21 protein-coding genes and 2 pseudogenes are annotated in these 24,254 nt (G+C 70.1%); 7 read left to right on the top strand and 16 right to left on the bottom strand.

From position 1 onward, the window contains the following. Nucleotides 1–11 precede the first annotated feature (11 nt). Entirely contained in the window at nucleotides 12–2,048 is a 2,037-nt protein-coding gene (locus MVG78_RS07815; RefSeq protein WP_247559701.1) for an FUSC family protein, read from the bottom strand. A 126-nt stretch (nucleotides 2,049–2,174) separates the two neighbouring features. On the opposite strand from MVG78_RS07815, the gene MVG78_RS07820 reads away from it, so the two are divergent. Continuing rightward, nucleotides 2,175–3,104 carry a LysR family transcriptional regulator gene (locus tag MVG78_RS07820; protein WP_247559703.1) on the top strand — a complete coding sequence of 310 codons (930 nt, stop codon included), beginning with the start codon at nucleotides 2,175–2,177 and terminating at the stop codon, nucleotides 3,102–3,104. Between the two features lie 42 nt (nucleotides 3,105–3,146). On the opposite strand, the gene MVG78_RS07825 is transcribed toward MVG78_RS07820, so the two are convergent. Beyond that, on the bottom strand, nucleotides 3,147–4,778 hold the full coding sequence (locus MVG78_RS07825; protein ID WP_247559706.1) for an ABC transporter substrate-binding protein: 1,632 nt from the start codon (nucleotides 4,776–4,778) through the stop codon (nucleotides 3,147–3,149). Nucleotides 4,779–5,035: 257 nt separating this feature from the next. Here MVG78_RS07825 and MVG78_RS07830 point away from each other — a divergent pair, with 257 nt between their 5' ends. Then, the gene (locus MVG78_RS07830) at nucleotides 5,036–5,362 is read left to right on the top strand and encodes a plasmid stabilization protein (RefSeq protein WP_247559708.1); all 327 of its coding nucleotides are present in this window, start codon (nucleotides 5,036–5,038) and stop codon (nucleotides 5,360–5,362) included. 46 nt (nucleotides 5,363–5,408) lie between these two features. Here the strand turns inward: MVG78_RS07830 and MVG78_RS07835 are convergent, their stop codons facing one another. Both MVG78_RS07835 and MVG78_RS07840 read right to left on the bottom strand, forming a co-directional pair. Next, nucleotides 5,409–7,112: an ATP-binding protein gene (locus MVG78_RS07835; RefSeq protein ID WP_247559710.1), complete on the bottom strand. Its 1,704-nt coding sequence runs from the start codon at nucleotides 7,110–7,112 to the stop codon at nucleotides 5,409–5,411. An 80-nt stretch (nucleotides 7,113–7,192) separates the two neighbouring features. Further along, nucleotides 7,193–8,110: a LysR family transcriptional regulator gene (locus MVG78_RS07840; protein WP_247559712.1), complete on the bottom strand. Its 918-nt coding sequence runs from the start codon at nucleotides 8,108–8,110 to the stop codon at nucleotides 7,193–7,195. 163 nt (nucleotides 8,111–8,273) lie between these two features. Here MVG78_RS07840 and pcaH point away from each other — a divergent pair, with 163 nt between their 5' ends. Both pcaH and pcaG read left to right on the top strand, forming a co-directional pair. After that, entirely contained in the window at nucleotides 8,274–9,044 is a 771-nt protein-coding gene (pcaH, locus tag MVG78_RS07845) for a protocatechuate 3,4-dioxygenase subunit beta (RefSeq protein WP_247559714.1), read from the top strand. A 5-nt stretch (nucleotides 9,045–9,049) separates the two neighbouring features. After that, complete coding sequence (gene pcaG / locus MVG78_RS07850; protein WP_247559716.1) at nucleotides 9,050–9,691, top strand: protocatechuate 3,4-dioxygenase subunit alpha; 642 nt, start codon at nucleotides 9,050–9,052, stop codon at nucleotides 9,689–9,691. Between the two features lie 38 nt (nucleotides 9,692–9,729). Here the strand turns inward: pcaG and MVG78_RS07855 are convergent, their stop codons facing one another. The 3 genes from MVG78_RS07855 to MVG78_RS07865 all read right to left on the bottom strand — a co-directional run bounded on the left by MVG78_RS07855 (nucleotide 9,730) and on the right by MVG78_RS07865 (nucleotide 12,301). After that, the gene (locus MVG78_RS07855) at nucleotides 9,730–9,942 is read right to left on the bottom strand and encodes a hypothetical protein (protein ID WP_247559718.1); all 213 of its coding nucleotides are present in this window, start codon (nucleotides 9,940–9,942) and stop codon (nucleotides 9,730–9,732) included. 158 nt (nucleotides 9,943–10,100) lie between these two features. Continuing rightward, the gene (locus MVG78_RS07860) at nucleotides 10,101–11,051 is read right to left on the bottom strand and encodes an aldo/keto reductase (RefSeq protein ID WP_247559720.1); all 951 of its coding nucleotides are present in this window, start codon (nucleotides 11,049–11,051) and stop codon (nucleotides 10,101–10,103) included. A gap of 260 nt (nucleotides 11,052–11,311) precedes the next feature. Beyond that, nucleotides 11,312–12,301, bottom strand: coding sequence for a Bug family tripartite tricarboxylate transporter substrate binding protein (locus MVG78_RS07865; protein ID WP_247559723.1), 990 nt, complete (start codon nucleotides 12,299–12,301; stop codon nucleotides 11,312–11,314). 202 nt (nucleotides 12,302–12,503) lie between these two features. Between MVG78_RS07865 and panS the strand changes: the two genes are divergently transcribed. Beyond that, a complete protein-coding gene (panS, locus tag MVG78_RS07870) occupies nucleotides 12,504–13,457 on the top strand; it encodes a ketopantoate/pantoate/pantothenate transporter PanS (protein WP_247559725.1) in 954 nt (317 codons plus the stop codon). Nucleotides 13,458–13,513: 56 nt separating this feature from the next. Here panS and MVG78_RS07875 read toward each other — a convergent pair whose 3' ends face one another. Next, nucleotides 13,514–13,867, bottom strand: a complete 354-nt coding sequence (locus MVG78_RS07875) for a hypothetical protein (protein WP_247559727.1) — start codon at nucleotides 13,865–13,867, stop codon at nucleotides 13,514–13,516. 148 nt (nucleotides 13,868–14,015) lie between these two features. Between MVG78_RS07875 and MVG78_RS07880 the strand changes: the two genes are divergently transcribed. Beyond that, entirely contained in the window at nucleotides 14,016–14,489 is a 474-nt protein-coding gene (locus MVG78_RS07880; protein ID WP_247559730.1) for an MmcB family DNA repair protein, read from the top strand. Between the two features lie 85 nt (nucleotides 14,490–14,574). Here MVG78_RS07880 and MVG78_RS07885 read toward each other — a convergent pair whose 3' ends face one another. From MVG78_RS07885 to MVG78_RS07890, 3 genes and pseudogenes are all read right to left on the bottom strand, one after another. Next, nucleotides 14,575–16,317 carry a DUF2264 domain-containing protein gene (locus MVG78_RS07885; RefSeq protein ID WP_247559733.1) on the bottom strand — a complete coding sequence of 581 codons (1,743 nt, stop codon included), beginning with the start codon at nucleotides 16,315–16,317 and terminating at the stop codon, nucleotides 14,575–14,577. Next, nucleotides 16,314–16,508 (bottom strand): annotated as a pseudogene (locus tag MVG78_RS22000) (hypothetical protein); the annotation flags it as partial. The gene MVG78_RS07885 and the pseudogene MVG78_RS22000, both read right to left, overlap by 4 nt. Next, nucleotides 16,508–17,797 carry an ABC transporter substrate-binding protein gene (locus tag MVG78_RS07890; RefSeq protein ID WP_247559736.1) on the bottom strand — a complete coding sequence of 430 codons (1,290 nt, stop codon included), beginning with the start codon at nucleotides 17,795–17,797 and terminating at the stop codon, nucleotides 16,508–16,510. The gene MVG78_RS07890 and the pseudogene MVG78_RS22000, both read right to left, overlap by 1 nt. Nucleotides 17,798–18,072: 275 nt before the next feature. Between MVG78_RS07890 and MVG78_RS07895 the strand changes: the two genes are divergently transcribed. Beyond that, the gene (locus tag MVG78_RS07895) at nucleotides 18,073–19,083 is read left to right on the top strand and encodes a hydroxyacid dehydrogenase (RefSeq protein ID WP_247559739.1); all 1,011 of its coding nucleotides are present in this window, start codon (nucleotides 18,073–18,075) and stop codon (nucleotides 19,081–19,083) included. An 18-nt stretch (nucleotides 19,084–19,101) separates the two neighbouring features. Here MVG78_RS07895 and MVG78_RS07900 read toward each other — a convergent pair. The 5 genes and pseudogenes from MVG78_RS07900 to MVG78_RS07920 form a co-directional block, all read right to left on the bottom strand. Then, a pseudogene (locus tag MVG78_RS07900) lies at nucleotides 19,102–20,099 on the bottom strand (Bug family tripartite tricarboxylate transporter substrate binding protein). Between the two features lie 129 nt (nucleotides 20,100–20,228). Next, on the bottom strand, nucleotides 20,229–21,059 hold the full coding sequence (locus MVG78_RS07905; RefSeq protein ID WP_247559741.1) for a sugar phosphate isomerase/epimerase family protein: 831 nt from the start codon (nucleotides 21,057–21,059) through the stop codon (nucleotides 20,229–20,231). Further along, nucleotides 21,056–22,228, bottom strand: a complete 1,173-nt coding sequence (locus MVG78_RS07910) for a dihydrodipicolinate synthase family protein (RefSeq protein ID WP_247559743.1) — start codon at nucleotides 22,226–22,228, stop codon at nucleotides 21,056–21,058. The genes MVG78_RS07905 and MVG78_RS07910 overlap by 4 nt, the downstream gene beginning before the upstream one ends. 5 nt (nucleotides 22,229–22,233) lie before the next feature. Then, on the bottom strand, nucleotides 22,234–23,388 hold the full coding sequence (locus MVG78_RS07915; RefSeq protein WP_247559746.1) for a Gfo/Idh/MocA family protein: 1,155 nt from the start codon (nucleotides 23,386–23,388) through the stop codon (nucleotides 22,234–22,236). Nucleotides 23,389–23,450: 62 nt separating this feature from the next. Continuing rightward, on the bottom strand, nucleotides 23,451–24,089 hold the full coding sequence (locus tag MVG78_RS07920; protein ID WP_247559748.1) for a TetR/AcrR family transcriptional regulator: 639 nt from the start codon (nucleotides 24,087–24,089) through the stop codon (nucleotides 23,451–23,453). Between the last annotated feature and the right edge of the window lie 165 nt (nucleotides 24,090–24,254).

The following is a 24,254-nucleotide window of genomic DNA, read 5'->3' on the forward strand; positions in this document are numbered from 1 at the left end:
GGGAAGATGGGTCAGCCGCGCAGGAACGCCGCATGCGTGGTGGCGATCTCGGCCATCTCCCGCAGCAGCACCGCGCCGCGTTGCAGGGCATGCGCCTTCCCCATGCCGTCGCTGCCCTCCGCCGCGCGGGCCAGGCGCGAGAAGCGGCTGGCCGCCCCCCGCGCGGCACGGGCGAGCGAGACCGGATCGGCTTCCGCCAGACGCCTCAGCACGGCGGCCAGCGGCCGTTGCGCCGGCCCGATCCCCTTCGTCAGCCGCTGCAGCCGGATGGCGCCGTCACCGATGGCCAGCGCCGCCAGCACGCCGCGCAACTCGGCCTCCGCCTGTTCGGCCCGCACGATGGAGGCGGTGGCGAGGTGCCGGCCCAGCCGGTCGGCGGTGCGGCTGAGCCAGGCCTCGGGCGACCAGGCTCCGGGGCTGCGGCCGATCAGGGCGAGGTCACGCCGGATCGCCGCATGCAGGCGGCGCCGCGCGGCCAGCCGGTCCGGCGGAAAGAGCAGGGTGAAGATCGCGGTGGCGCAGGCCATCCCCAGCAGCAGGGCCACCACGCCGTTGAAGAAGCCGGATGCGGTGGCCCGCTCCGCATTCTGCGGGCCGACGAGGTCCCAGAAGAAGATGGCGAAGGCCGAGCCCTGCGCGGCGGTGCGCGGATGGCGCATGGCGATGCCGCCGGGAACCAGGAAGAACGTCATCACCAGCGCCAGCATGGCGAAGCCGGAGACCGCGGGGAGCAGCACGAAGTTGCAGAAGCCGGCGGCGAGGGCCGACCACGCCGCGCCCTTCAGGAAGCCGAGGCCGCCCGCGACCGGATTGTCGCGGGTGGCGAAGATCGCGCAGACCACGCCGACGATGGTGACGAAGCCGCTGCCCGAGGACCAGGCCGTCACGATCCAGATGCAGGCTGCCGCCAGCACGGCCAGCGTGGCGCGGATGCCGTTCTGCGCGGCGGCGACGCGGTCGATATGGAAGGCGAAGCGCAGGCGGGAGGGCGGCGGGTTCGGCCGGGCGAGGATTGCCTGCCGCGCCAGGGCCTGTTGCAAAGCCGCGAGCAGCGTCTCCAGCCGGTCGAGCAAGGGCAGGCCGGGGGCGGCAGGATCCTGCCGGACCTGGGATGCGAAGGCGGCGTCCACCCTGTCCCTCAACTCGCTGACCTCGGCCTGCCGCCCGCCGGGATCGGTGGTGACGCCTTCCAGCAGGGCGGCGGCCTGGGCGATCAGGCCGGCCGTATCGGCGCCGGAGGCGCGCGGCAGGTTCTCGCGGAGCGTCTGGGCGGCGGCGAGCTGCGCCAGGGTCGCGGCGGTGGCGGCGCGGACATGGCCCAGCCGGCGCCGGATCGTCGCGGAGGCCGCGGCCGCGTATTCCGCCGCCGTGTCCAGCGCCACCGCGCCGGCGAAGAGCCGGTGCAGCGCGGCGCCCGAGGCGGCTTCGCCCCGCAGCGCGCGGCCGCAGATCCCCGCCGCCTGGCGGAGATAGGAATCGAGCTTCTGCCGCGTTTCGGCCTGCGCCGCGCCGGGGGCGAAGAGCAGGCTGAACAAGGCTTCGACCAGGATGCCGAGCAGGACATAGGTGACGCGGGCCGTGGCGATGTCGAAGACCTGTTCCGGTGCCGCGACCGAATCCATGGCGATGATGGCGGCGGTGTAGCCCGCCAGGACGGCGCCATAGGCCCGGAAGTTGCGCAGCGCCGAGGCGACCCCTGTGCAGAGGCCGATCCAGACCGCCAGGGCCGGTAGGAAAAGCTCCGGCGTCTGGGCGAAGCCCGCGATCAGCAGGATGGCGATGCAGGCCCCGGACAGGGTGCCCAGGGCGCGGTACCAGCTCTTGGACAGGGTCATGCCACGGCTGCCCTGCGCCACGATCCACACCGTCATCGCGGCCCATTTCGGGCTGTCCAGATCCAGCAGGAAGGCGATGTGGAGCGCGGTCAGCGAGGCCGCGGTGTTGCGCAGGGCGAAGCCGATCCCCGACCAGGACATGCCGGGAGGAGGAGCCAGAAGCCTTGCCCAGAGCCGGGCAGGCTGGGCGGGCTGGCCGAGGGAGGCGCTCATCGTGCTTCGACGGTCCTGGCCGGGGGTGACATTCCATGACAGCTAGAGCTTGGCCGCCGCCAGGATAACACTTCTCCTCCGGGAAGGATTTTTGCCTGCCTTGGCATAATCGGAGGAGTGTGGCCCATGCCCTCGACGCTGATGACCGATCTGGACCGGCTGCGCGTTTTCCTCCGCGTCGTGGAGCGTGGCAGCTTCACCGCCGCCGCGGCGCAGCTTGGCATGCCGGTCACCAGCGCCAGCCGCAGGGTCCGGGCCCTGGAAGAGGAGCTGGGGGTGCGGCTGCTGCACCGCACGACCCGGCGCGTTTCCGTCACCGAAGCGGGGCGCGACTTCTATGAGCGCTGCGCCCGGGCCGAGGAGATCCTGGAGGAGGCCGAGGCCTCGGTCCGCGCCCTGCGCGACGAGCCGGAAGGGACGCTGCGGGTCCTGGTCTCCTACGCGCTGGGCCTCAGCGTGCTGGAGCCGGCCCTGGCCGAATTCCGACACCGCTATCCCAGGGTGCGTCTGGAACTGACCTTCGACAACCACCCGCTCGACCTGATCAAGCATGGTTTCGACGTGGCGCTGCGGGCCGGGCCGCTGGCGGATTCCGGCTATGTCATGCGCCGCCTCGGCCGCTCCCGCGCCCGGCTGGTGGCCAGCCCCGCCTATCTCGACAGGGCCGGGCGGCCGTCAGGGCCCCAGGAACTGACCCGGCACGCGCTGCTGGCCATCGGCACCGGGGCACAGCTCACCACCTGGCGGCTGCGCGATGCCATGGGCAATCTGGCGGAGATCACCATCCGCCCCATCCTGGCCTCGAACGAATCCCTGACCATCCTGAGCCAGGCCGGAAGCGGGGCCGGCATCACCCTGGCCGGGGCTCAGCTGATCGCCGGGCGGCTGGCGGCGGGAGAGCTCGAGACCGTCCTGCCGCAATGGCACCGGGCCGAGGATGCAGAGGTGGTGGCGCTGTTCCCGTCCCGCGCGACGCTGGACCGGAAGGTCCGCGCCTTCATCGAGTTCGCCACCGAGATCTTCGCGCCCTGGGCCGGGGAGGAACCATCCCCCTGACGATCAGGCGGGAAGCCCGGTGGCGGGGAGCCGTCCGCCCCGTCAGCCAGCGCCCTTGCTGACGTTCCAGAAGACCGGCACCGGGCTGGTCTGCAGCCCTTCCAGGGTCTTGCGGAAGGCGGCGCGGGAGCGGAACTGGCCCGCCGGTATATACGGCACCACCTCATAGGCGCGGCGCTGGATCTCCTCGATCAGGGCCTGGCGGCGGGTGGGGTCGCTCTCCTCCCACCAGGCGCGGCGCAGCTCCTCCAGCTTCGCGTCGCAGGGCCAGCCGGCGAGGCCGCCCTGGCAGGGGGAGGCGAGGTAGAGGCTGGACAGCGGGTCGCCGCCATCGAGCACATTGCCCACGGTGATGAACAGGTTCCAGCCCCCCTGCTCCACCGGCTCCCGCTTGTTGCGGCGGGCGGTCAGGGTGGCGAAGTCGCTGGCCACCTGATCCACCTTCAGGCCGATCTTGCGGAAGGCTTCCGCCATCACCGTGGTCGCGGCATGGTTGGCGGAAAGATCCGTGGCATCGAGGAAGACCACCGGCCGCCCGTCATAGCCGGACTCCTTCAGCAGCGCCCGCGCCTTGTCGGGATCGGGCTTCTCCAGCCCCTCGGCGCCTGCCTTCGTTTCCAGGGAGGTGCCGCAATAGAAGAAGGCCGGGCACCATTCCACGCGGTCCTCCTCGGCCACGCCGATGGCATCCAGCACGTCGCGCTGGCTGATCGCATGCAGCAGGGCCTGCCGGGCGCGGGCGTCGTTGAAGGGCGGCTGCTGGTGGTTCGGCCGCAGCCAGATCTGCGAGCCGATCGGGTCGATCGCCTTCAGCCGGATCTTCGGATCGGCTTCCAGCAGCGGATAGAGGTCGGAGGGCGGCAGCTCCCAGTAGTCGATCTCGCCCGAGGTCAGGGCGGCGGCGGCGGTGGCGGCATCGGGGATGGAGCGCCATTCGATGCGGTCCACCTTCGCGACCTTGCCCCCGGCCAGCCCGTCCGCGGGTTCCGGGCGCGGCCTGTAGGCCGGGTTCCGGCGATAGATGGCGCGGTCGCCGACCCGCCACTGGTTCCGCTCGAAGATGAAGGGGCCGGAGCCGGTGGCATCGGTGATCTGGGTGGTGGCCGGCGTCTGGGCGATGCGCTCCGGCATCACGAAGAGCGCGCTGGCGGTGGGGCGGGCCAGGGCCTGCTCGATCAGCGCGAAGGGGCGGGACAGGGTGATGGTGAAGCTGCGTTCGTCCTCCACGGCGATCGCGGAGGTGGCGGCGGCCAGCGCCCGGCCCACCACGTCGCGCTGGCTCCATCGCTGGATGGAGGCCACCGCATCCGCCGCCCGCACCGGCTGCCCGTCATGGAAGCTCAGCCCCTCGCGCAGGGTGAAGCGGTGGCGCAGCCCGTCCGGAGAGGTCTCGTGGCTCTCCACCATCTGGGGACGGGGCTCGCCCCTGGAGTTCAGCGCATAGAGCTGGTCATAGACCAGGAAGCCATGGTTGCGCGCGAAGGTCGCGGTGGAAGCGACCGGATCGATGCTCGCGAGGTCGTTGCGCAGGACGATGCGCAGCGTGCTCTCCTCGGCATGCAGGGCGGGGGAGAGGAGCATCCCGGCCAGGGCAAGCAGCGCGCCGCCGAGCAGGCCGGCGGCGCTGCGCCGGCGCAAGGCGGGGTTGTCCTTCGGAAGCGGTGTCCGGGGCATGAATCGGTCCTCCCTGTGTCCGGCCTGCGCCTGGCGGCTTCTGGCTCTGGTGGGGCGGCCACTGCGCCGCCTCGTCGCCCCCGCATATGCGGCAGGCGGTTCCCCGGGGGCAAACCGCTTGCCGCATGGCTGTCATCCCCGGGGGCATGGCTTCCGCCGTCCCGGGCTTCCGGGGCTGGCGACGAAGCCATCCGGCCACCGGCACGTTTCCCTGCCAGGCGCGGCTTCTTGGGGCCGCCGTATCAGGGAGAGGCAGGATGGCGACGGGACGCGGCGGCAAGGACGCTTACACCGACAAGCAGAAGCGCCAGGCCGAGCATATCGAGGAAAGCTACGAGCACCGTGGCGTGCCGGAGAAGGAGGCCGAGGCGCGCGCCTGGGCCACGGTGAACAAGCAGGATGGCGGCGGCAAGAAGAGCGGCTCCGGCCGCGGGCACGCTGTCTCGCATGAGCCCTCGCGGAAGGGTGGCCATCTCGGCGGAGAAGCCTCGGCATCCCGGCCCGCGAGCGAACGCTCCGCCTCCGCGAGGAAGGCGGCGGAAACCCGCCGCCGTAATGCCAGCCACGGGGCGCATCACCACTGAAGGCACCATGCCGGAGCCGCGGGAGCGGCCCCGGCATGACAGTCAGCTACTCCACCAGGGCGGTGGCGAGCACGCTCTGGCGGAAGTTTTCCTGCGCTTCGGCGAGCCCGGCATGCACGTCGTCGGCGGCCAGGGTCAGGCTCTCCGACGAGAGCAGCACCCGCAACTGGCTGTCATTCCATTCGCGCGGGCGCCCACGCTTGGCCAGTCCATGGACCAGGGCGCGTGCCACCCGCATGACCATGCTGCGCTCGGCGATCTCGGTCGCGGCGGCCTGCACCGCCGGGGCGACATCCTCGCTGTCCTGCCCGCCATCCTGAACGCCGGTCAGCATGGCGGCCATCACCGCCACGGCCGGATAGGTCAGGTTGATGTGGAGCTGGTGGCTCTCTGGATAGTAGCAGGCGGCGCGGAAGGTCAGCCCGGCATCGGCCACCTCGGCGGCCTCGCGCAGCAGGAACAGGGCCGGCGCGGTCTCGATCACCACCGGGCGCGGGGCCGGCGGCGCCACCGGCGGGGCGGGGGGTGGCATGTCCTCCGTGCGCGGGCGGGGCGGGCGCCGGCGCGTGACGCCCAGGTTCCGCAGCAGCTCTCCCATCTCCTGCTGCGCCTCGGCCACCAGGGCGGCGGAGGGTGAACTGCCGGCCAGGATCTCCTTCAGCCAGCCCGGCTGGTGCTCGGCGATGAGGGGGGCGAAGTCGGCCAGCCGCACCTGCACCTGCGCGCCTCCACGGTAGCGCAGGAACTCCCGGTATCCCTCCGCCTGCACCGGATGGTCCCTGGGCAGTTCCACCAGGATGGAGACATGCCGCGCCCCCACCGGCACGCCGAAGCTCGGCGCCTCGCGCCGCCACTGCGCGCCGCGCATCGCCGCATAGATCTCGTCGCGGAAGACGATGCCGGCCATGCCCTCCGCATTCTCCAGACCGGAGGACTGGCTGAGATTGGTCCCCGGCTTGTCCGGGTTCGGGGCGTCATAGGCGTAGTGGATCGCGACGCCATCCGGCAGCGCGACGCGCTCGTAATGCGGCAGGGCCGAGAGGCGCCGCTCCAGGCTTCGCAGCGCGTAGCGGGCGGTGACCGGATGGATGCCGGGCTGCAGCATCACCGCGCCACCGGGCAGGAAGCGGAAATAGCGGCCGCCGATGGTCTCGATGAGCCAGTTGGCCGGGCTGCGCGGATGGCCGTCGAAGGGATCGGCCACCGTGTCCTGCTCCGCCCGGTTGCCGAGCAGCACCACCTCGGTCCAGTCGCTTCCGGTGTCACGGCCCTCGGCCCGGGCCTGGGCGGTGACCTCGACGATCTCGGTCAGCCGCCCGTCGGGGCCAGGCTGGTGCAGGCGCCCATAGGTGCCGCCCCGCTTGCCCAGCACCACCTCGTGCACCACCCCGTCGCGGCAGGAGCGGTAGCGCATCCCATGCTGGTTGGAGGGCAGGGAGGCCACCTTGGCGCCCATGCCGAAATTGGCATCGAGCCCGTTCACCTTGTTGATCGAGGCGGCGATGTCGCACATCCGGTAGAGTTCCGCCGCGGTCAGCCCCCGCCCGGCATTCCAAAGGGCCAGCTTGCGGGCCCCGTCGATGGTCAGGGCGGAGAATTCCACGCGCCGCTCCCCGTCCGGCGCGCTCTGGGCGGCCTCCAGCGCGTTCTGCAGCAGCTCCCGGATCATCATCGATTTCGGGCACCGCTCGATCATGGCCGCGACCAGGAAGTCTTCGTTGCCGACCCGCAGCCTCGTGATGGTGCTCATCTCAGCCATACCCACCTATGGTTGCTGCGACGCATCATACACGGAAGGGTTGTGGGTATCGAGGGTTGATTCAATCCTTGTTAACCAATGTCCCTTGGTTGCAGAAAAACATCCCCGTCCGGTGGCAACTGGGCCAGGAAGCGCAGCTTCAGGGGCGAGGTATCGGCCGGGCGGTGCACGATGGCGAGGTCGGTATGGGCCTCGGCCTCCTTCAGCTCCAGAAGGGCCACCCCCGCCATCCCGACCCGGCGCAGGACCGCCGGCACCAGGCTGACCCCGAAGCCGGCGGCCACCAGCCCCAGGATGCTGGTGGCGTTGTTCACCCGCAACTCGATCCGGGGCGTGAACCCGGCCTCCCGGCAGAGCTGCCAGAGCCGGTGGCCCAGCCCCATGCCATGCGGGTCGCGCAGGGCAACGAAGGTCTGTTCGGCCAGTTCCGCCAAGGGCAGCGGGTGTGGCAGGCGCTCCGCCAGGGAAAGCGGCACGGCGGCCAGCAGCGCATCCCGGCTGAAATGCCGGGCGCGGTAGTCCGGGGGCAGGCTCCCCACCGGCTCCCGCACCACGGCCAGGTCGAGACGGCGCTGTTCCAGGGCCGGCAACTGGTCCTGCACCGAGATTTCCTGCAGGTCGATCCGCGCATCGGGCACGGAGCGGCGGAAGGCGGAAAGCAGGGTCGGCAGTTCCGGCCCCAGCATGGCGGTGTTCACATAGCCGATGCTGATCTCGCCGAGTTCGCCCCGGGCGGCCCGGCGAGCGACATGCACCGCCCGCGCCTCCTGCTCCAGCGCCGCCACGGCTTCGGGCAGGAAGGCTGCCCCCGCCTCGGTCAGTGCGATGCCGCGCCCGACGCGGCGCAGCAACCGCGCCCCCACCGATTGTTCCAGGGCCCGGATCTGCTGGCTGAGGGCGGGCTGGGCGATGCCGAGGCGCTCGGCGGCGCGCCCGATATGCAGATCCCGGGCGGCGGTGACGAAGCATTCGAAACGGCGGTTGGTCATCCCGGGGGCATTCATAACTTATAACTTATGGATTCCGTGAGTCTGTCTCGTTGATCCTGGCGCGGCATGGGTGCAAGCCTGCGCCTCGAACCGGCGTCCGCCGACGACGGCCGGCGGGGCCCGCCAGTGCCCCGGAACAGAAGCAACCAGCAGGGAGGCGTCGATGTCCGACGGCCACAAGCAGCTGCTCAACCGTGACAGTCTGCGCCGGAGCACGGCTCCGGAATTCATGATGCGCAACCGCGCCATCCATCCGCCGGCCTATACGCCCACCTACAAGACCAGCGTCGCGCGCTCCCCGCGCCTGCCCCTCATCTCGCTGCAGAACTCGCTGTCCGAGGTGACGGGGCCGGTCTTCGGCCATGGCGATATCGGCGAGCTGGATAACGATCTGATCCTGAACTACGCCAAGACCGGCGAGCCGATCGGCGAGCGCACCATCGTCCATGGCCGCGTGGTGGACGAGAACGGCCGGGGCGTCGGCGGCACGCTGGTGGAGTTCTGGCAGGCCAATGCCGGCGGCCGCTACCGCCACAAGAACGACACCTACCTCGCCCCCATCGACCCGAATTTCGGCGGCTGCGGACGCACCGTGACGGATGCGGACGGCTACTACGTCTTCCGGACGGTCAAGCCCGGGGCCTATCCCTTCCGCAACTACGTCAACAGCTGGCGCCCGGCGCATATCCACTTCTCGCTCTTCGGCAGCGGCTTCGCGCAGCGCCTGATCACCCAGATGTATTTCGAGGGCGACCCGCTGATCCCGCACGACCAGATCCTGGGCACGGTCCCGGACCTGGCGGCCCGCGACCGCCTGATCGCGCGCCTGGACATGAATGCCGGCGTGCCGCTGGACTCCCTGGCCTACCGCTTCGACATCGTCCTGCGCGGCCAGCGTTCCACGCTGTTCGAGAACAAGCTGCAGGGGAACTGAGCGCCATGTTCAACGTCAACGCCCCGGCCTCCTTCCTCCAGGAAACGCCGTCCCAGACCGCCGGCCCCTATGTGCATATCGGGCTGATCCCGCACCAGGCGGGCTTCGACATCTTCGAGAAGGACTTCAGCAACACGCTGGTGACGCCCGAGACCCAGGGCGAGCGCATCACCATCGAGGGGCGCGTCATCGACGGCACCGGCTCGATCTGCAAGGACATCCTGCTGGAGATCTGGCAGGCCAATGCCGCCGGCAAGTATGCCCATGAGGCCGACCAGCAGGACAAGCCGGTGGACCCGGCCTTCCGCGGCTGGGGCCGCACCGGCACCGCCTTCGACACCGGCGTCTATACCTTCGAGACGATCAAGCCCGGCAAGGTCGCCGGCCGCTCGGGCCGGGGCGATATGGCGCCGCACATCAACTTCTGGATCGCGGCGCGCGGCATCAATATCGGCCTGAGTACCCGCATGTACTTCTCCGACGAGGAGGAGGCGAACAAGAAGGACCCGGTGCTCAACATCATCGAGCAGGCCGAGCGCCGGAAGACCCTGATCGCCCAGCGTTCCGAGCGTGACGGCAAGGTGGTCTATACCTTCAACATCCGCCTGCAGGGCGGCGAGGACGAGACCGTCTTCTTCGACGTCTGAGGTTCCGGGCGGCAGGGCTCCACCGGCCCTGCCGCCCCTCAGTCCTGCCGCTCCGGTCGCGTCACCGAGAGGTTCACTGCCAGGAGGCGGCCCTGCAGGTGGCGGATCGCCAGCATCGCGGCTTCCGCGACATCGTGGAACGCCATCCGAACGTGCACGATCTGGGCGGCTCCAGCCTGCTGCAAGGCTTCGTCATGAATCCTCTGCTGTGTCAGGATCGCCTGATTGAGGGTTCGGATGACCAGACGCATCGTGTCTCTTCAGTATTTCGCTGTAGCGAATGATCGCGATTTCCAGGCTCAAATCAATATAAATATGTGGGAATCGTCTCTTAAAAAGAGACCATCTCCCAACGAGACCGGATGGGGAAGGCCCTTGGGGAAGGCGGCGTGCCTCCCCCGGCCTATCCTCAGGGTGCGCTGGCCTTGTCGAGAAGCGCCACATCCTCGGCCGAGAGCTTGAGGGTGGCGGCCCTGAGCAGGTCCTCCAGCTGTTCCAGCTTCGTGGCGCTGGCGATCGGGGCGGTGACGCCGCCACGATTGGCCAGCCAGGCGATGGCGACCTGGGCCTGGGTGACGCCATGACGGGCGGAGACCTCATCCAGGGCGCGCAGCACGGCGAGGCCACGGGGGGTCAGGTACTTCTTCACGCCACCGCCGCGCGGGCTCTGCCCCAGATCCTCCTCGCTGCGGTACTTGCCGGTGAGGAAGCCGGCCGCCAGCGAGAAATAGGTGATCACGCCGATCCCCTCCTCGTAGCAGAGGGGCTGCAATTCCTTTTCGAAGCCCTCGCGCTCCATCAGGTTGTAGTGCGGCTGCAGGCTCTCGTAGCGTGGCACGCCCAGCTCGGCGGCGGCCGTCAGGGCCTCCCGCAGCCGCGCGGCGGAGTAGTTGGAGGCGCCGACGGCGCGCACCTTGCCCTCGGCGATCAGCTCGGCATAGGCGCCCATGGTCTCGGCGAGCGGCGTGTCGGGATCGTCGAAATGCGACTGGTAGAGGTCGATGTAGTCGGTGCGCAGGCGCTTGAGCGAATGCTCCACCTCCTTCCTGATCCAGGCGCGGCCGAGTCCCTTGCCCTGGCCCGGCATCTCCCCGCCGACCTTGGTCAGGATCAGCACGTCGTCGCGCCGGCCGCGCCGCTTCAGCCACTGGCCGATGACATTCTCGGACTCGCCACCGCTATGGCCCGGCGCCCAGTGCGAATAGATGTCGGCCGTGTCGATGGCGTTGAAGCCGGCCTCCACCAGCCGGTCGAGCAGGCGGAAGGAGGTGGTCTCATCCGCCGTCCAGCCGAAGACATTGCCGCCGAAGACCAGAGGCGGGAGCGTGAGGCCGGATCGGCCGAGCGGGCGTCGTTCCATGGTCCTGTCCTTTCGTCTGCCAGCACTTCCCCACAGCGCCCGCCACCGGCATGGCGCCGTGGCGGATGCCCTGGCCTGCTGCCCCGCCCGACGGGCGCGGGGCGATCGGGGATGGCGCGGCCCGTTCCGCGCGGGCAGGGTGCCCAGGCCGGAAGGGCCTTGCGCGCAGCATCTCCCCTGTGGGCCGGCTTGGCCAGAGCGGTTCCGGTCACATGGGCGGGCGCCCGGGCAGGCGCCGCGCTTCCTGGGAGCGGCCGGGATCAGCCTTCCAGCTTCACCCCGGTCAGCCGCACCATCTCCTGCCAGCGGGCGACCTCCTGCTTCTGGAAGGCGGCGAATTCCGCCGGTTCCTGCGGGGCGAGGGTGAAGCCGGCATTCTGCAGCTTCTCGCCCATCGACGGGTCCTGCACCACGCCGAGCATGGCCCCGGCGATCCGCTCCACCACCGGCGCGGGGGTCTGCGCCGGGGCGAAGAGGCCGAACCAGGCATCCACGAAGGGCTCGGGCTGCCCGGTCTCCGCGGCGGTGGGGATGTCGGGGAAGTCCGGCAGGCGGGCCGGGGCGCCGATGGCCAGGGCGCGCAGCTTGCCGTCGCGCACCAGCGGCGCGACCGATGGGAAGGTGGCGGTGTAGAAATCCACCACCCCGGTCATCGTGTCGGTCGCCGCCGGGGCGGCCCCGCGATAGGGCACGTGCACCGCCCGCATTCCCGTGCGCCGCACCAGCGTTTCGCTGATCACATGCGAGGCGGAACCGGCCTGGGAGGAGGCGTAGCTCAGCTCCTCGCGCCGCCCGCGCTCGATCAGCTCCGCCAGGCTGCGCGAGGGGGAATCCGCCCCGACGACCAGCGCGTGATGGACCGTGCCCAGCCGCGCGACGGGGGTGAAGCTCGTGATGACGTCGTAGGGCAGGTTCGGCATCATCCACTGGTTGGAGGCATGGGTCTGGTTGTGGCCCAGCACGATGGTGTTGCCGTCGGGCGCGGCGCGGGCCACGGCCTCGCTGCCGATCACGCCGCCGGCGCCGGGCTTGTTGTCCACCACCACGACCCGGCCCAGGGCTGGATGCGCGCCCTCGGCCAGGACCCGGGCCAGGATGTCGGTCGGGCCGCCCGGTGGGGCGGGCACCACGAGATGCAACGGTGCGCCCTGGATCTTGGCCTGACCCTGGGCGCGGGCGGGGCGGGACAGGCTGGCGGCCATGGGGCCGAGGCCGGCCAGGGCCTGCAAGGTGGTGCGGCGATGGATCATGGGACGTGTCTCCTCCGCTCCGCAACAGGCCCCCGGCCTCCGCCCGGGTCAAGCCCGGCAGGTGCCTGCCCCGGGGCGCGCCCGGGGCCGGACGGCAGGCACGGGGCTGCCTTGCGGCGGGACGGGTTACCGGCGCCGGGGGCAGTCTCTACAGGAAACGGTCCCGCATCCGTTACAACCGCCTTTCCGACGAGTTGCCGCCATGTCCTCCGTCACCCGGCTCTTCCCGCTCTGGGCGGTGATCGCCGCCGCCCTGGCCTATCTGTCCCCCTCCGTGTTCCAGCCGGTCGCGCCCTGGGTCACGCTGCTGCTGTCGCTGATCATGTTCGCCATGGGCGTCACCCTGAAGCTGGAGGATTTCCGCCGGGTGATCACCCGCCCAGCGCCGGTGCTGGCCGGGGTCGGGCTGCACTACCTGATCATGCCGCTGGCCGCCTGGGGCATCGCCCGGCTGCTGCACATGCCGCCCGACCTGTCCGCCGGCATGGTGCTGGTGGGCAGCGTGGCGAGCGGCACGGCCTCCACCGTCATGGTCTATCTTTCCCGCGGCGACGTGGCGCTGGCGGTGACGATCAGCGCGCTCTCCACCGTGGTGGGCGTGGTGGCGACGCCGCTGCTGACCCGGCTCTACGTCTCGGCCGAGATCGCGGTGGACACGCTGGGCCTGCTGACCAGCATTCTGCAGATCGTCGCCCTGCCCATCGCCGCCGGGCTGGTGGCCAGCCATCTCGTGCCGCGCGTGGTACAGGGGGTGAAGCCGGTGCTGCCGCTGGTGTCCATGATCGCGATCCTGCTGATCATCGGCGCCGTCGTGGCGGGCACCCGCGACAGCATCGCGGCGGTGGGGCCGGTGGTGATGCTGGGCGTGGTGCTGCACAACGGCATCGGCCTGCTCGGCGGCTACTGGGGCGGGCGGCTGCTCGGCTTCGAGGAAAGCATCTGCCGCACCCTGGCGCTGGAGGTGGGGATGCAGAATTCCGGCCTCGCCGCCGCCCTGGGCAAGATCTACTTCTCGCCGCTGGCGGCGCTGCCGGGGGCGCTCTTCTCCGTGTGGCACAACCTGTCCGGCTCGCTGATCGCGGGCTTCTGGGCCGGGCGCCCGACCGGTGAGCGGGAAGACGGGCCGGACAGGCGCGCCGCCTATACCGGGCACTGATGCTGGGACACTGACTCCGGAGGATCGGGGCCGGGCGGGTCTTTCCCGCCCGGCGTTCAGCCCATCCGCCAGACCTGCCAGAGCGAGCCCAGCGCGCCGGCCAGGATCAGGATGAAGCCGCAGTTCCGGTAGAAGCGGAGCATGGTGATCTGTTCCGCCGAGGCCTGCCGCTCCGACAGGCCGGGCCGGCTGTGCCAGCGGGCGGCGAAGATGTCCCGCCCCCAGCCGGGCACATCCTGCGACAATTCGGCCCGCACGCAGATCAGGCTGGTGATCAGGCCGAGCATCAGCACGGCCGGGAAGCCCAGTCGGCGGACCAGCAGCAGGCTGGCCCCGATCAGGGCGAGGATACCGATCCAGCCCAGCCCCTGGACGAGCCCGTAAGCCAGCCTGCGCAGGGTCGGCCTCATGACACGCTCCGTACTCCCATCCTCCGCCCGGCGAGGTTAAGGCGGTTCGCCGGAGGGAAGCCAGGAAAGGGCAGGTTTCCTGGCGCGTCCGTGAAGGCGTGCCACCGGGCGCTTGACTCCACCGGCGTTCTGTCCCCGATTCGTTCTCATGCCGCTCGACCTGTCCGTTCCCGACCGCACTGCCCTGGTCTGCCGTTCCGCCATGCGCCATTGCGCCCGGCTGGGCTGGGCGCCTGTGCTGGAAGTGCCGATCCCCTGCGGGCGCAGGCTCGACATCATGGCCCTGACGCCGGAGGGGCAATTGAACGCCATCGAGGTGAAGAGCGGGCCACGCGATTTCCTCTCCGACGCGAAATGGCCGGAATACCTGGAATGGTGCGACCGGTTGTTCTTCGCCGTGGATTGCGACTTTCCGCATGAGCTCATCCCGGAGGAAGTCGGCCTCTGGTGCACCGACGGCTACGAGACGGCGGTGCTGCGCGAGGCGCCGCACCGTCCCCTGGCCCCGGCGCGGCGCAAGTCGCTGCTGCACCGCTATGCCGTGATCGCCGCCGGGCGCCTGGCAGCGGTCTGCGACCCGCTGGGGGCGCAGGAGATGCGGGCGGCCCTCCGCTGCGAATGATGGGACGGGCGGCCTCCGCTGGCCGCCCCATCGGGGCGCTCCCGGCCTGCCCCTGAAACGCGCCGGGTGAGCCGGGAGCCGTCCGTCACATCGCCAGGACCGGGTCCGCGGCATGGCTGACGATCCGCAGCGGCACGGATGGGAGGGTGAGCCCCCCGGCCCGCTGGGCATCCCAGCCGGCCCCGGTGGCCAGGGCCGCGATCCGGTCCCAGCCGGGCGGTGCAAACGCCGCCGCCCCCCGTTCGGCCCCTCTTTCGGCCCGGACGGCGGTGGCCAGCAGGTGCCGGCCGGGCGGGAGGCGGCCGCCCAGCACGGGCACGGCGGCCTGGGGGAACATCAGGCTGGTATTGGCCATGACATCCATCGCGCCGCTCCGCCGCTGGCCGCGGGGGTCGAGGATCGCGCTCCCCACCGCGTTCCCGGCCCGCAGCAGGATGCCGCCATCCGACAGGAGGTCCAGCACGGAACCGCCCGGCCGCTTGCGGGACCGGACGCGGCAGGGGACGGCATGGCCCGATTCCAGGGTCACGACGGGATGGTCGGACCGGAGGTCGTGCAGGCGGATCTCCCACCCCTCGCTGAAGAACTGGAGCGTGGTGACCTCCACGCCCGCCAGCGGCGACCAGCCGGTCTCGATCCAAGCCCGGCCGAGGCGGCGGGTGGGGATGTCGCGGCGGATGTGCCAGTCCCGCTCATCCGTGCTGACGGCGAGGATGTTGTCGCCGCAGGCGCCGTTATGGATCCAGCGCCCCGCTTCCAGGCAGGGGCCGAGATGCGTGGAATAGGCGAATTTCGCGTATTTCTCCGTGCCGCCGCGCATGTTGTCGTGGCTGGGCCCGGCGGGCAGGGCGGTGACGTCGCCGCCCTGCCGCTGCACCAGCATGGAGGCGCCGGGGATGAGGGTCACGCCATCCCGGTCCGGGTGCGGTGCCTCCTCGGCCCGCCAGAAGGGATGCGTGTCCGGCAGGGCGAGCGGCAGGAAGGCCTTGAAAGCCCAGTAGGGCGAGCCCTGGGAGTTGTAGTTCTCGCTCATCAGCAGGTTCGGCCAGCGGTAGCCGACGCGCATCCGCCCGGCCTCGTCCAGCATCGGCTGTTGCAGCCACCAGCGGATCTGCCGCGCCCAGAGCCCGCGGATCACGCCCCAGGGCAGCGCCTCCACCCCGGCATAGGCCAGGGCGCCCCAGAAGGCGGCGGTGGCGAAGCGGTAGGTCAGCGAGCGGCCGATCGCCAGCGTGGCGCCATCATCGCCGAACCAGTGCCGGAAGCCCTGGGCGAAAGCGGCGCCGCGGTCGCGGTAACGGGCGGCGCGCTCCGGGTCGTGCCCGCCGGCCAGGGCGGCATAGGCGAGGCCGTAGAATTGCAGCGCGAAGCCGTTGTAGTGGTCGATATGGCCGCCGGCTCCGTCGCCGTACCAGCCGTCGCGCAGGTAGAATTCCTCGATCCGCGCCAGGTGGCGGTCGCGGGAGGCCTCGTCGATCGGCAGGCCGACGCGCTGCATGCCCAGCCCGGCCATGACCGGAAAGAAGTGCCAGTTGTTGTCGGCCATGGCGACGCGCTGGATGCCGCCGAGCCAGGTGGCGAGGTTGCGCCTCGCGGTGTCCGGCAGAGGCTCCCAGAGCTGTTCCGGCACCAGGGCCAGGGCGAAGCCCAGCGCCGCCATCTCCACCGAGCGCTGGTCGTGATCGGTGACGGCCTCCCAGTACTCCGGATGGGCGGGGTCGCTGCCGCTCTCCAGCCCTTCGCGGAACAGGACCCAGCCGTCGAAATCGCCACCCCCGCCGCGAGGGGGGCGAGGCCCCAGAGCGGGCGGGCATAGCCCTCGAACCATTCGGCCTTGCGGTCGAAATGCGCGCTGTCCAGCCCCAGCCGCACCTGCGCGCGGCCAGGGCTGAAGCAGGGGCGCAGCGGCGCGTTCAGGTCGAGCAGCAGGCGGGCGGCATCGGCGCGGCTGGCCAGCGGGTTGCCGCGGATGGCCGCATGCGGGTCCTCGTGCATCCCAGGGGGCATTCCAGGGGGCATCACAGGATGGCGTTCGTGTCGTTGACCAGCTTCGCGGCGGCCTGTTTCGCATCCAGCCGGCCGAAGGCGAATTCGTCGGCGGCGTTGCGCAGGAACTGGCCGAACTGCTGCGCGTTCACCGGCATGGCGGGCGGGTAGGGGCCCACCTTGTCCGCCAGGAAATTGACGTATTCCACCGTGCGGCGCTCCATCTCGTTCAGCGTCGGCAGCACCAGGTCGCGCGACGCTCTGGCCATGGGCACGCCGCGCTCGACGCCCAGGATCTTCACCGCCTCCGGATCGTTGAGGAAGAAGTTCACGAACTCCGCCGCGAGCTGCGTGTTGCGGCCCCGGCCATAGAGGCACCAGATCAGCGCAGGCCGGTAGAAATGCCCCGGCTTTGCGCCCGGGCCGCCATGCGGGAAGGTGGTCATGCCCAGTTTGAAGGGCACGACCTCCTGCGTCGCGACGAGCTGATTGGAGAACATCAGCGCCATGCCGGCATTCTTGGTGACCAGCGGCAGGGACTGTATGGAGTTCACGTCCTGCGAGGCGATGTCGGGCGTGACACAGCCGCCCGCCTTGCGCTGTTTGTCCCAGAAGGCGAACCATTCCGCCGCCAGTTCCGGGGTGAGGCCGAGCTTCCCATCCGCCGTGAAGAGGTCGATCCCGTGCTGGCGCAGCCAGACGGTCAGCGCCTGCTGGTTGCGGCTGATATCCGCGGAGCCCCACCAGTTCTCCTGCTTCGCCGCCTTGGTCAGCTCCACCGAAAGGCGGACATAATCGTCCCAGCTCGTCTTCTCGTCCGGCGGCGTCAGGCCGGTGCGCGCGAAGACCTCGGAATCGTAGAGCATGGCGAAGGAGTTCAGGCCGAGGCCCATGCCATAGATCTTGCCGTCCACGCGGCAGAGATCGAGCATCGAGGGATCGATGCCCGACACGTCGATGGCCTTGCCCAGCATCGGCTCCAGCGGCAGGAGGGCGCCGCGCCGCGCATAATCGGACAGGCTGTTCGGTTCGAGCTGGAAGACATCCGGCCCGTTGCGGCCGGCGATCTGCGTGTTGATCTTCTGGAAGTAGTCGGTGGAGTTGCCGTACTGGCCGTTGATCTTGAGGCCGGGATGGCGCTTTTCGAAGAGCTCGATCACCGCGAAGGTGCGGCGGGCACGGTCGCTGGCACCGAACCATTGCACCGCCATCTTCGTTTCAGCCGCCCTGGCGGACCGGCCGCCGGTGAGCGGGGTGCCCAGCAGGGCTAGGCTGCCGCCCAGGGCCAGGCGACCCAGGTCGCGCCGCTTGAGATCCGCCATTGCGTTGTCCTCCCTTGACCGGCGCCATCTCGTGCGTTTCCGGGGCGCCGTGGCCGTGCTGCGGGGGCCGCTTCCGGGCCATTCTGGCACCCGGCCTCCGTGTCGGCCGGCTTTTATCTCCTGGTAACCGGAGGGTTATTCCTGTGCCATGAACTGTCAAGCAACAACGGATGAAGGCTTGCGGATAGCTGACGGATACGGAAACCTTCATTGCCGGGCAATGTAAACATTTGGTTACTTTTGCTGCGATGCGGAAATGACGCTGGGGAGGAATCATGAGCGGACCCGCCGCCCTGCTGGCCTATGATCCGGGCCGCAATCCCGAAACCGTCTCCATGGCGCAGCATGCCGCGCTGCGGGAGATGCTGGATGTCCTGCGGCCCGATCCCCTGCAAGGCTTCGACGATCCGGCGCTGGCGCCACTCCTGCCGAGGGTCGAGGTGCTGGTCACCGGCTGGGGCGCGCCGCGGCTGGACCGGGCAGCGCTGGAGGCCATGCCGCGCCTGCGGCTGGTGGCGCATCTCGCCGGCACGGTGAAAGGGCATCTCGCGCCCGAGGTCTGGGAACGCGGCATCCGCGTGGTCAATGCCGCCGATGCCAATGCGCTGCCGGTGGCGGAATACACACTGGCAGCGATCCTCTTCGCCAACAAGCAGGTCTTCCGTCTCAACCGGCTGTACCGGGAGCGGCGCGACGCGCCGAAGCCCTGGAGCAACCTCGCGCCCGGCCTGGGCAATTACGGCCGGTCCGTCGGCATCGTCGGCGCCTCGCGGATCGGGCGCCGGGTGATCGAACTGCTGCGGCCCTTCGACCTGCAAGTACTGCTGCACGATCCCTTCGTGAGCGGGGAGGAGGCCGCGCGGCTCGGCGTCACCCTGCTGCCGCTGGAGGAGCTGCTTTCCCGGGCCGATCTCGTCAGCCTGCACGCACCGCTGCTGCCCGCCACGCGCGGCATGATCGGCCGGCGGCAACTGGCGCTGATGCGGGACGGCGCGGCGCTGGTGAACACGGCGCGGGGCGGGCTGGTGGACCAGGATGCGCTGGTGGAGGAGCTGCGAAGCGGGCGGATCAGCGCGGTGATCGACGTGACGGAACCCGACCTGCTCCCACCGGAGCATCCGCTCTACGACCTGCCCAACGTCTTCCTGACGCCGCATATCGCCGGGGCGGAAGGGCCGGAGACGCAGCGCATGACGGCGCTGGTCATCGAGGAGATCCGGCGCTTCCTGTCCGGCGAGCCCCTGCGCCACGAAGTCCGGGCGCAGGACCTGCCCTCCCTGGCCTGAGCGGCAGGCGAGGGGCCGTCAGTTGACGGTGATCTTCGCCTCCTGCACCACGCGGCCCCATTTGTCGCTTTCCCGCCGGATGATGGCGGCGAGTTCCTCGGGCGTGGAGGAGACCGCGTCCGCCCCGGCGGCGGCGAGGCGCTCCTGCGCCCCGGGCTCGGCCAGGATCTCGCGGATCGCCTGATTGTAGCGGGCGATGGCGGCGGGCGGCGTCCCGGCGGGTGCGAGGACCGCCCCCAGGAGGTCGCCTCCGCCGCCGGAAGCCCGACCTCTGCCATGGTGGGCACGTCCGGCAACAGGGCGGAACGCTTCGGGCCGGTCGTCGCCAGGGCGCGCACCGTTCCAGCCTGGACCTGGCCGATCGCCGAGGGAAGCTGGTCCAGCATGAACTGCACCGTCCCGGCCACCGTGTCGTTCAGGGCCGGGGCGCTGCCGCGATAGGGCACATGCATCGGCTGGATGCCGGCGGCGAGCCGGAAGAGTTCCGCCACCATATGGGTGGAACTGCCGGACCCCGCCGAGCCATAGCTGATGGCGCTGCCCTTCTCCCGAACCAGCGCCACGAAGTCCTGCGCCGTCCGCGCCGGGACCTTGGGATTGACGATCAGCACATGGTCCGTGCCGAAGGCCATGGAGACCGGGGCGAAGCCCTTCACCGGATCGAAGCCGAGATTGCTGTACAGGTGCTGGTTGATACTCAGCGTCCCCATGGTCGCCATCACCAGCGTATGGCCATCGGCAGGGGAATGCGCGGCATTTTCCATGCCGAGATTGCCGCCGGAGCCGGTGCGGTTCTCCACCACCACCGGCTGGCCGAGGCGCTGCTGCAGACGCTCACCCAGCACGCGCGCCACCACATCGGTGGCGCCGCCGGCGGGGAAGGGAACCACGAAACGCACCGGATGCGTGGGCGCCCAGGCAGCGGCGTTGCTGCCCTGGGCAAGGGCCAGGGACGGAAGGGCCAGGGATGGAAAGGCCAGTCCGGCGGCCAGGAGGCCGCGTCTCGCGATGAACATTTCCGTTGTTTCTCCCGAACATGTTTTTTCTTGCTTGGATGGGCGCGGGCCCTGCGGTGGTCCGCACCGTGCTTCGCCGGAAAACCGGCCGCGCCCTCCGCGCCTTGCCGGCGTGAAGGGCAAAGGATGTCAGCAGGCGCTCTGGTGGCGCTCCTTCAGCAAAGGCAGCACCTCGTCCGGATCGCGTGCCCACCAGCGGCGGGACAGGATCTCCACCTCCGCCCCGCCGGGCCAGCCGGCCTCCTCCGCCATGGCGCGAAGGGCGGGGATGTCGATCACCCCATCGCCCGGCAGCCCGCGGTCGAAGACCGTGTCCGTGGTCGGCACCAGCCAGTCGCAGGTGTGGAAGGCGGCGATCCTTCCCTTCGCGCGCCGCATCTGCCGGGCGAGATCCGGATCCCACCAGACATGATAGACATCCAGCGCCACGCCGCTGCCGTGCCCCAGCTCCTCGCAGAGATCCAGCGCCTGCCCCAGCGTGGCCAGCACCGAGCGGTCGGCGCAGGTCATCGGGTGCAGCGGCTCCAGCGCGATGGTCACGCCGGCATCGCGGGCCTCGCCCATGATGGCGTGCAGGCCCTCCCGCACCATCTCCCGCGCACCCGGCAGGTCCCGCGAGCCGGGCGGCAGCCCGCCGCAGACCATCACGAGGCAGGCGGCGCCGATGGCATGGGCCTCGGCGATGGCGCGGCGGTTGTCCTCGATGGCGGCGGCGCGGCCCACCGCGTCGGGGGCCGTGAACATGCCGCCGCGGCACAGGCCGGTGACGCGCAGCCCGGCATCGCGGATCTGCCGCGCCGCCTGCTCCACCCCCATGGCCTGCAGCACGTCGCGCCAGGGGGAAATGCCGGGAATGCCGTGCCGGGCGCAGCCCTCGATGCATTCCGCCAGCCCCCAGCGCTCCTTCACCGTGACGGTGTTGAGGGAGAGGGGACCGGGATCGCTCTTCGCCATGCTCATGACACGCCATGCACCGCGAGGATCTGCCGCATGCGCGCGGCGGCGAGATCCGGATCGCGCAGCAGCCCGGCCTTGTCGGCGAGGCGGAAGAGCTCCACGAAATGGCCGATGGAGCGGGCTGATTGCTGGCCGCCGACCATGGTGAAGTGGTCCTGGTGCCCGTTCAGCCAGGCCATGAATACCACGCCCGTCTTGTAGAAGCGGGTAGGCGCCTTGAAGATGTGCCGGCTGAGCGGCACGGTCGGCGCCAGGATGTCGTGGAAGCCCTGAAGGTCGTCCCGCGACAGGCAGGCCAGCGCGCCGCCCACCGCCGGGGCGATCGGGTCGAAGATGCCGAGCAGCGCGTCGGAATGGCCCTCGGAATCCCCGGCGATCGTCTCGGCGTAGTTGAAGTCGTCGCCCGTGTACATCCGCACGCGGCCCTTCCCATGGGGCGGCAGGCGGCGGCGCATGGCGATCTCCTTCTCCTTGTCGAGCAGGGAGATCTTCACCCCGTCCACCTTGCCGGCATGGTCGCCGATGACCTCCAGCGCCACCTCCATGGCTTTCCAGTGGTCGGGATGGCCCCAGTAGCCCTCCAGCGCCGGATCGAACATCTCGCCCAGCCAGTGGATGATCACCGGCTCCCGCACCTGGCGCAGGATGCGGTCATAGACGCGGACATAGTCGTCCGGCCCGCGCGCCGCCCGGGCCAGGGCGCGGGAGGCCATGAGGATGATGCGGCCGCCCATGCCCTCGACGGTGGAACACTGTTCCTCATAGGCGCGGATCACGTCGTCCACCGTGACATCCGGCCCCGGCGCCAGATGATCGGTGCCGGCGCCGGAGGCCATCACCGCGCCCGGCACGTCCTTCATCGCGTCCAGGGAGCGCCGGATCAGCTCCTGCGCCCCTGCCCAGTCGAGGCCCATGCCGCGCTGCGCCGTGTCCATCGCCTCGGCCACGCCCAGGCCCAGCGACCAGAGATGGCGGCGGAAGGCGATGGTACGGTCCCAGTCGATCTTCACATCGAGCCAGGGGTCCTGCTCCGCCAGCGGATCGGCCACCAGATGCGCGGCGGCCAGGGCGATGCGCGGGAAGGGCGGCTTCGCCACGGGGAATTCCCGCGGCGTGCCGGTGGTGTAGGGCGCCAGGTGCCCGTCGGCGCCCGGCAGGGTCAGGGTCGGCACGGGGGTCAGACCTCCAGCTTCGGCAGGTCGATCCAGCGGCGCTCGGCCCAGGACTTCAGCCCGGCCTCGGCGAGCTGCACGCCCTTGGCGGCGGCCAGGAGGTTCCACCTGAACTCCGGCAGCTCCCCCGCGACATGGCGCAGGAACAGCTCCCATTGCGCCCGGAAGCCGTTGGGATAGGCCTGCGTGTCGGGGATCTCCTCCCAGCCCTCGAAGAAGTCGATGGGCTGCGGCGTGTCGGGGCTCCAGACGGGCTTGGGCGTGTTCACCCGGCTCTGCGTCCGGCACGTCATCAGCCCGGCCACGGCGGAGCCATGCGTGCCGTCCACATGGAAGGTCACGAGATCGTCCCGCCGCACCCGCGTGACCCAGGAGGAGTTGATCTGCGCGATCACCCCGCCCTCCAGCTCGAAGGTGGCATAGGCGGCGTCGTCCGCATCGGCCTCGTAGGTCTCGCCCTTCTCGTCGATGCGGCGCGGGATATGCGTGGCGCCGAGGCAGGAGACCGCCCTGGTCTCGCCGAACAGGTTGTCCAGCACGTAGCGCCAGTGGCAGAGCATATCGAGGATGATGCCGCCGCCCTCGTCCTTCTTGTAGTTCCAGGAGGGGCGCTGGGTGGGCTGCAGGTCGCCCTCGAAGACCCAGTAGCCGAACTCGCCGCGCACCGAGAGGATCTTGCCGAAGAAGCCGCTGTCGATGGCCATCTTCAGCTTCACCAGCCCGGGCAGGAAGAGCTTGTCCTGCACCGCGCCGTTCTTCACCCCGGCCTTGCGGGCGAGGCGGGCCACGTCCAGCGCGTCCTCCAGGTTATCGGCGGTCGGCTTCTCGGTGTAGATATGCTTGCCGGCGGCGATGGCCTTGCGGATCAGCGCGGCGCGCATCTGCGTCGTGCCGGCGTCGAAGAAGATCTCATCGTCCTTGTTGGCCAGGGCCTCGTCGAGATCGGTGCCTACGCGTTCCACCCCATGGGCCCGGGCCAGGGCCTCCAGCTTCTCGCGGTTGCGGCCGACCAGGATCGGGTCCGGCATCAGCCGGTCGCCGTTCTTCAGCGGCACCCCGCCATCCCTCCGGATGGCCGCGATCGAGCGGATCAGGTGCTGGTTCATGCCCATGCGCCCTGTCACGCCATGCATGATCAGGCCAATGCGACGCTCTGCCATGACGATTCCATCCCGTGTTTAGGTAACTACGTGGTTACCTAAGAACGGGAGGGGCTGGCCGGTCAAGCACGAAGATAGCCCAGGATCACATCCACGCAGTGATCCTCGCGGAGACCCAGAGCCACCTCGGTCGACAGGTCGGTCTTGAATATGGCGGACAGGGTGTGGAGGTTGGCCACGTAGAAATGCCCGACCGCGACGATGGTCACATAGGTCTGCAACGGATCGGCGTCGCGCCGGAAGACGCCGGCCTCGGCGCCGCGCAACAGAACGTCGCGCACGGATTCGAGCAGTGGCGAGTAGAGGGCGCGCACCTGCTCGCTACGGCCGAGGTAACTGGCCCGGTGCATGTTCTCCTGGTTCAGCAGGGTGACGAATTCCGGGTGCCGCGCCGTGTAGCGCAGGTTGAAGCGCACCAGCCGCGCCATGGCCTCCACTGGCGGCAGGTTGCCGACATCGAGTGCCCGCTCCTCCTCCCGCTTCGCGCTGTACACATGCTCCAGGACCTCGATCCAGAGCTCTTCCTTGCTGCCGAAATGCACATAGAGCATGCGCTTGTTCACGCCGGCCCGGGCTGCGATCTCGTCCACCCGGGCCCCGGCCAGGCCATTGGCGGTGAATTCGGCAACCGCGGCGTCCAGGATCTTCCGGCGGGTGGTCTCGGCGCGCTTGCTGCGCTGCGGGATGAGGATGTCCGACATGATTCCACAAAATTGCCGTGGGAGCTTCGCAAGGCCAGAAGAAAGATTGCTCGCATGCGATCACGAACGATCACATCCGTGCTTGACACGAAGGGAGGCGCCTCCCTAGCGTGGGAACCAACCGGTTACCTGCTTGTTGAGTAGGGGCTGACGGACATGGCCGCA

The organism is Roseomonas gilardii subsp. gilardii (genome assembly GCF_023078375.1).
GTDB lineage: Bacteria > Pseudomonadota > Alphaproteobacteria > Acetobacterales > Acetobacteraceae > Roseomonas > Roseomonas gilardii.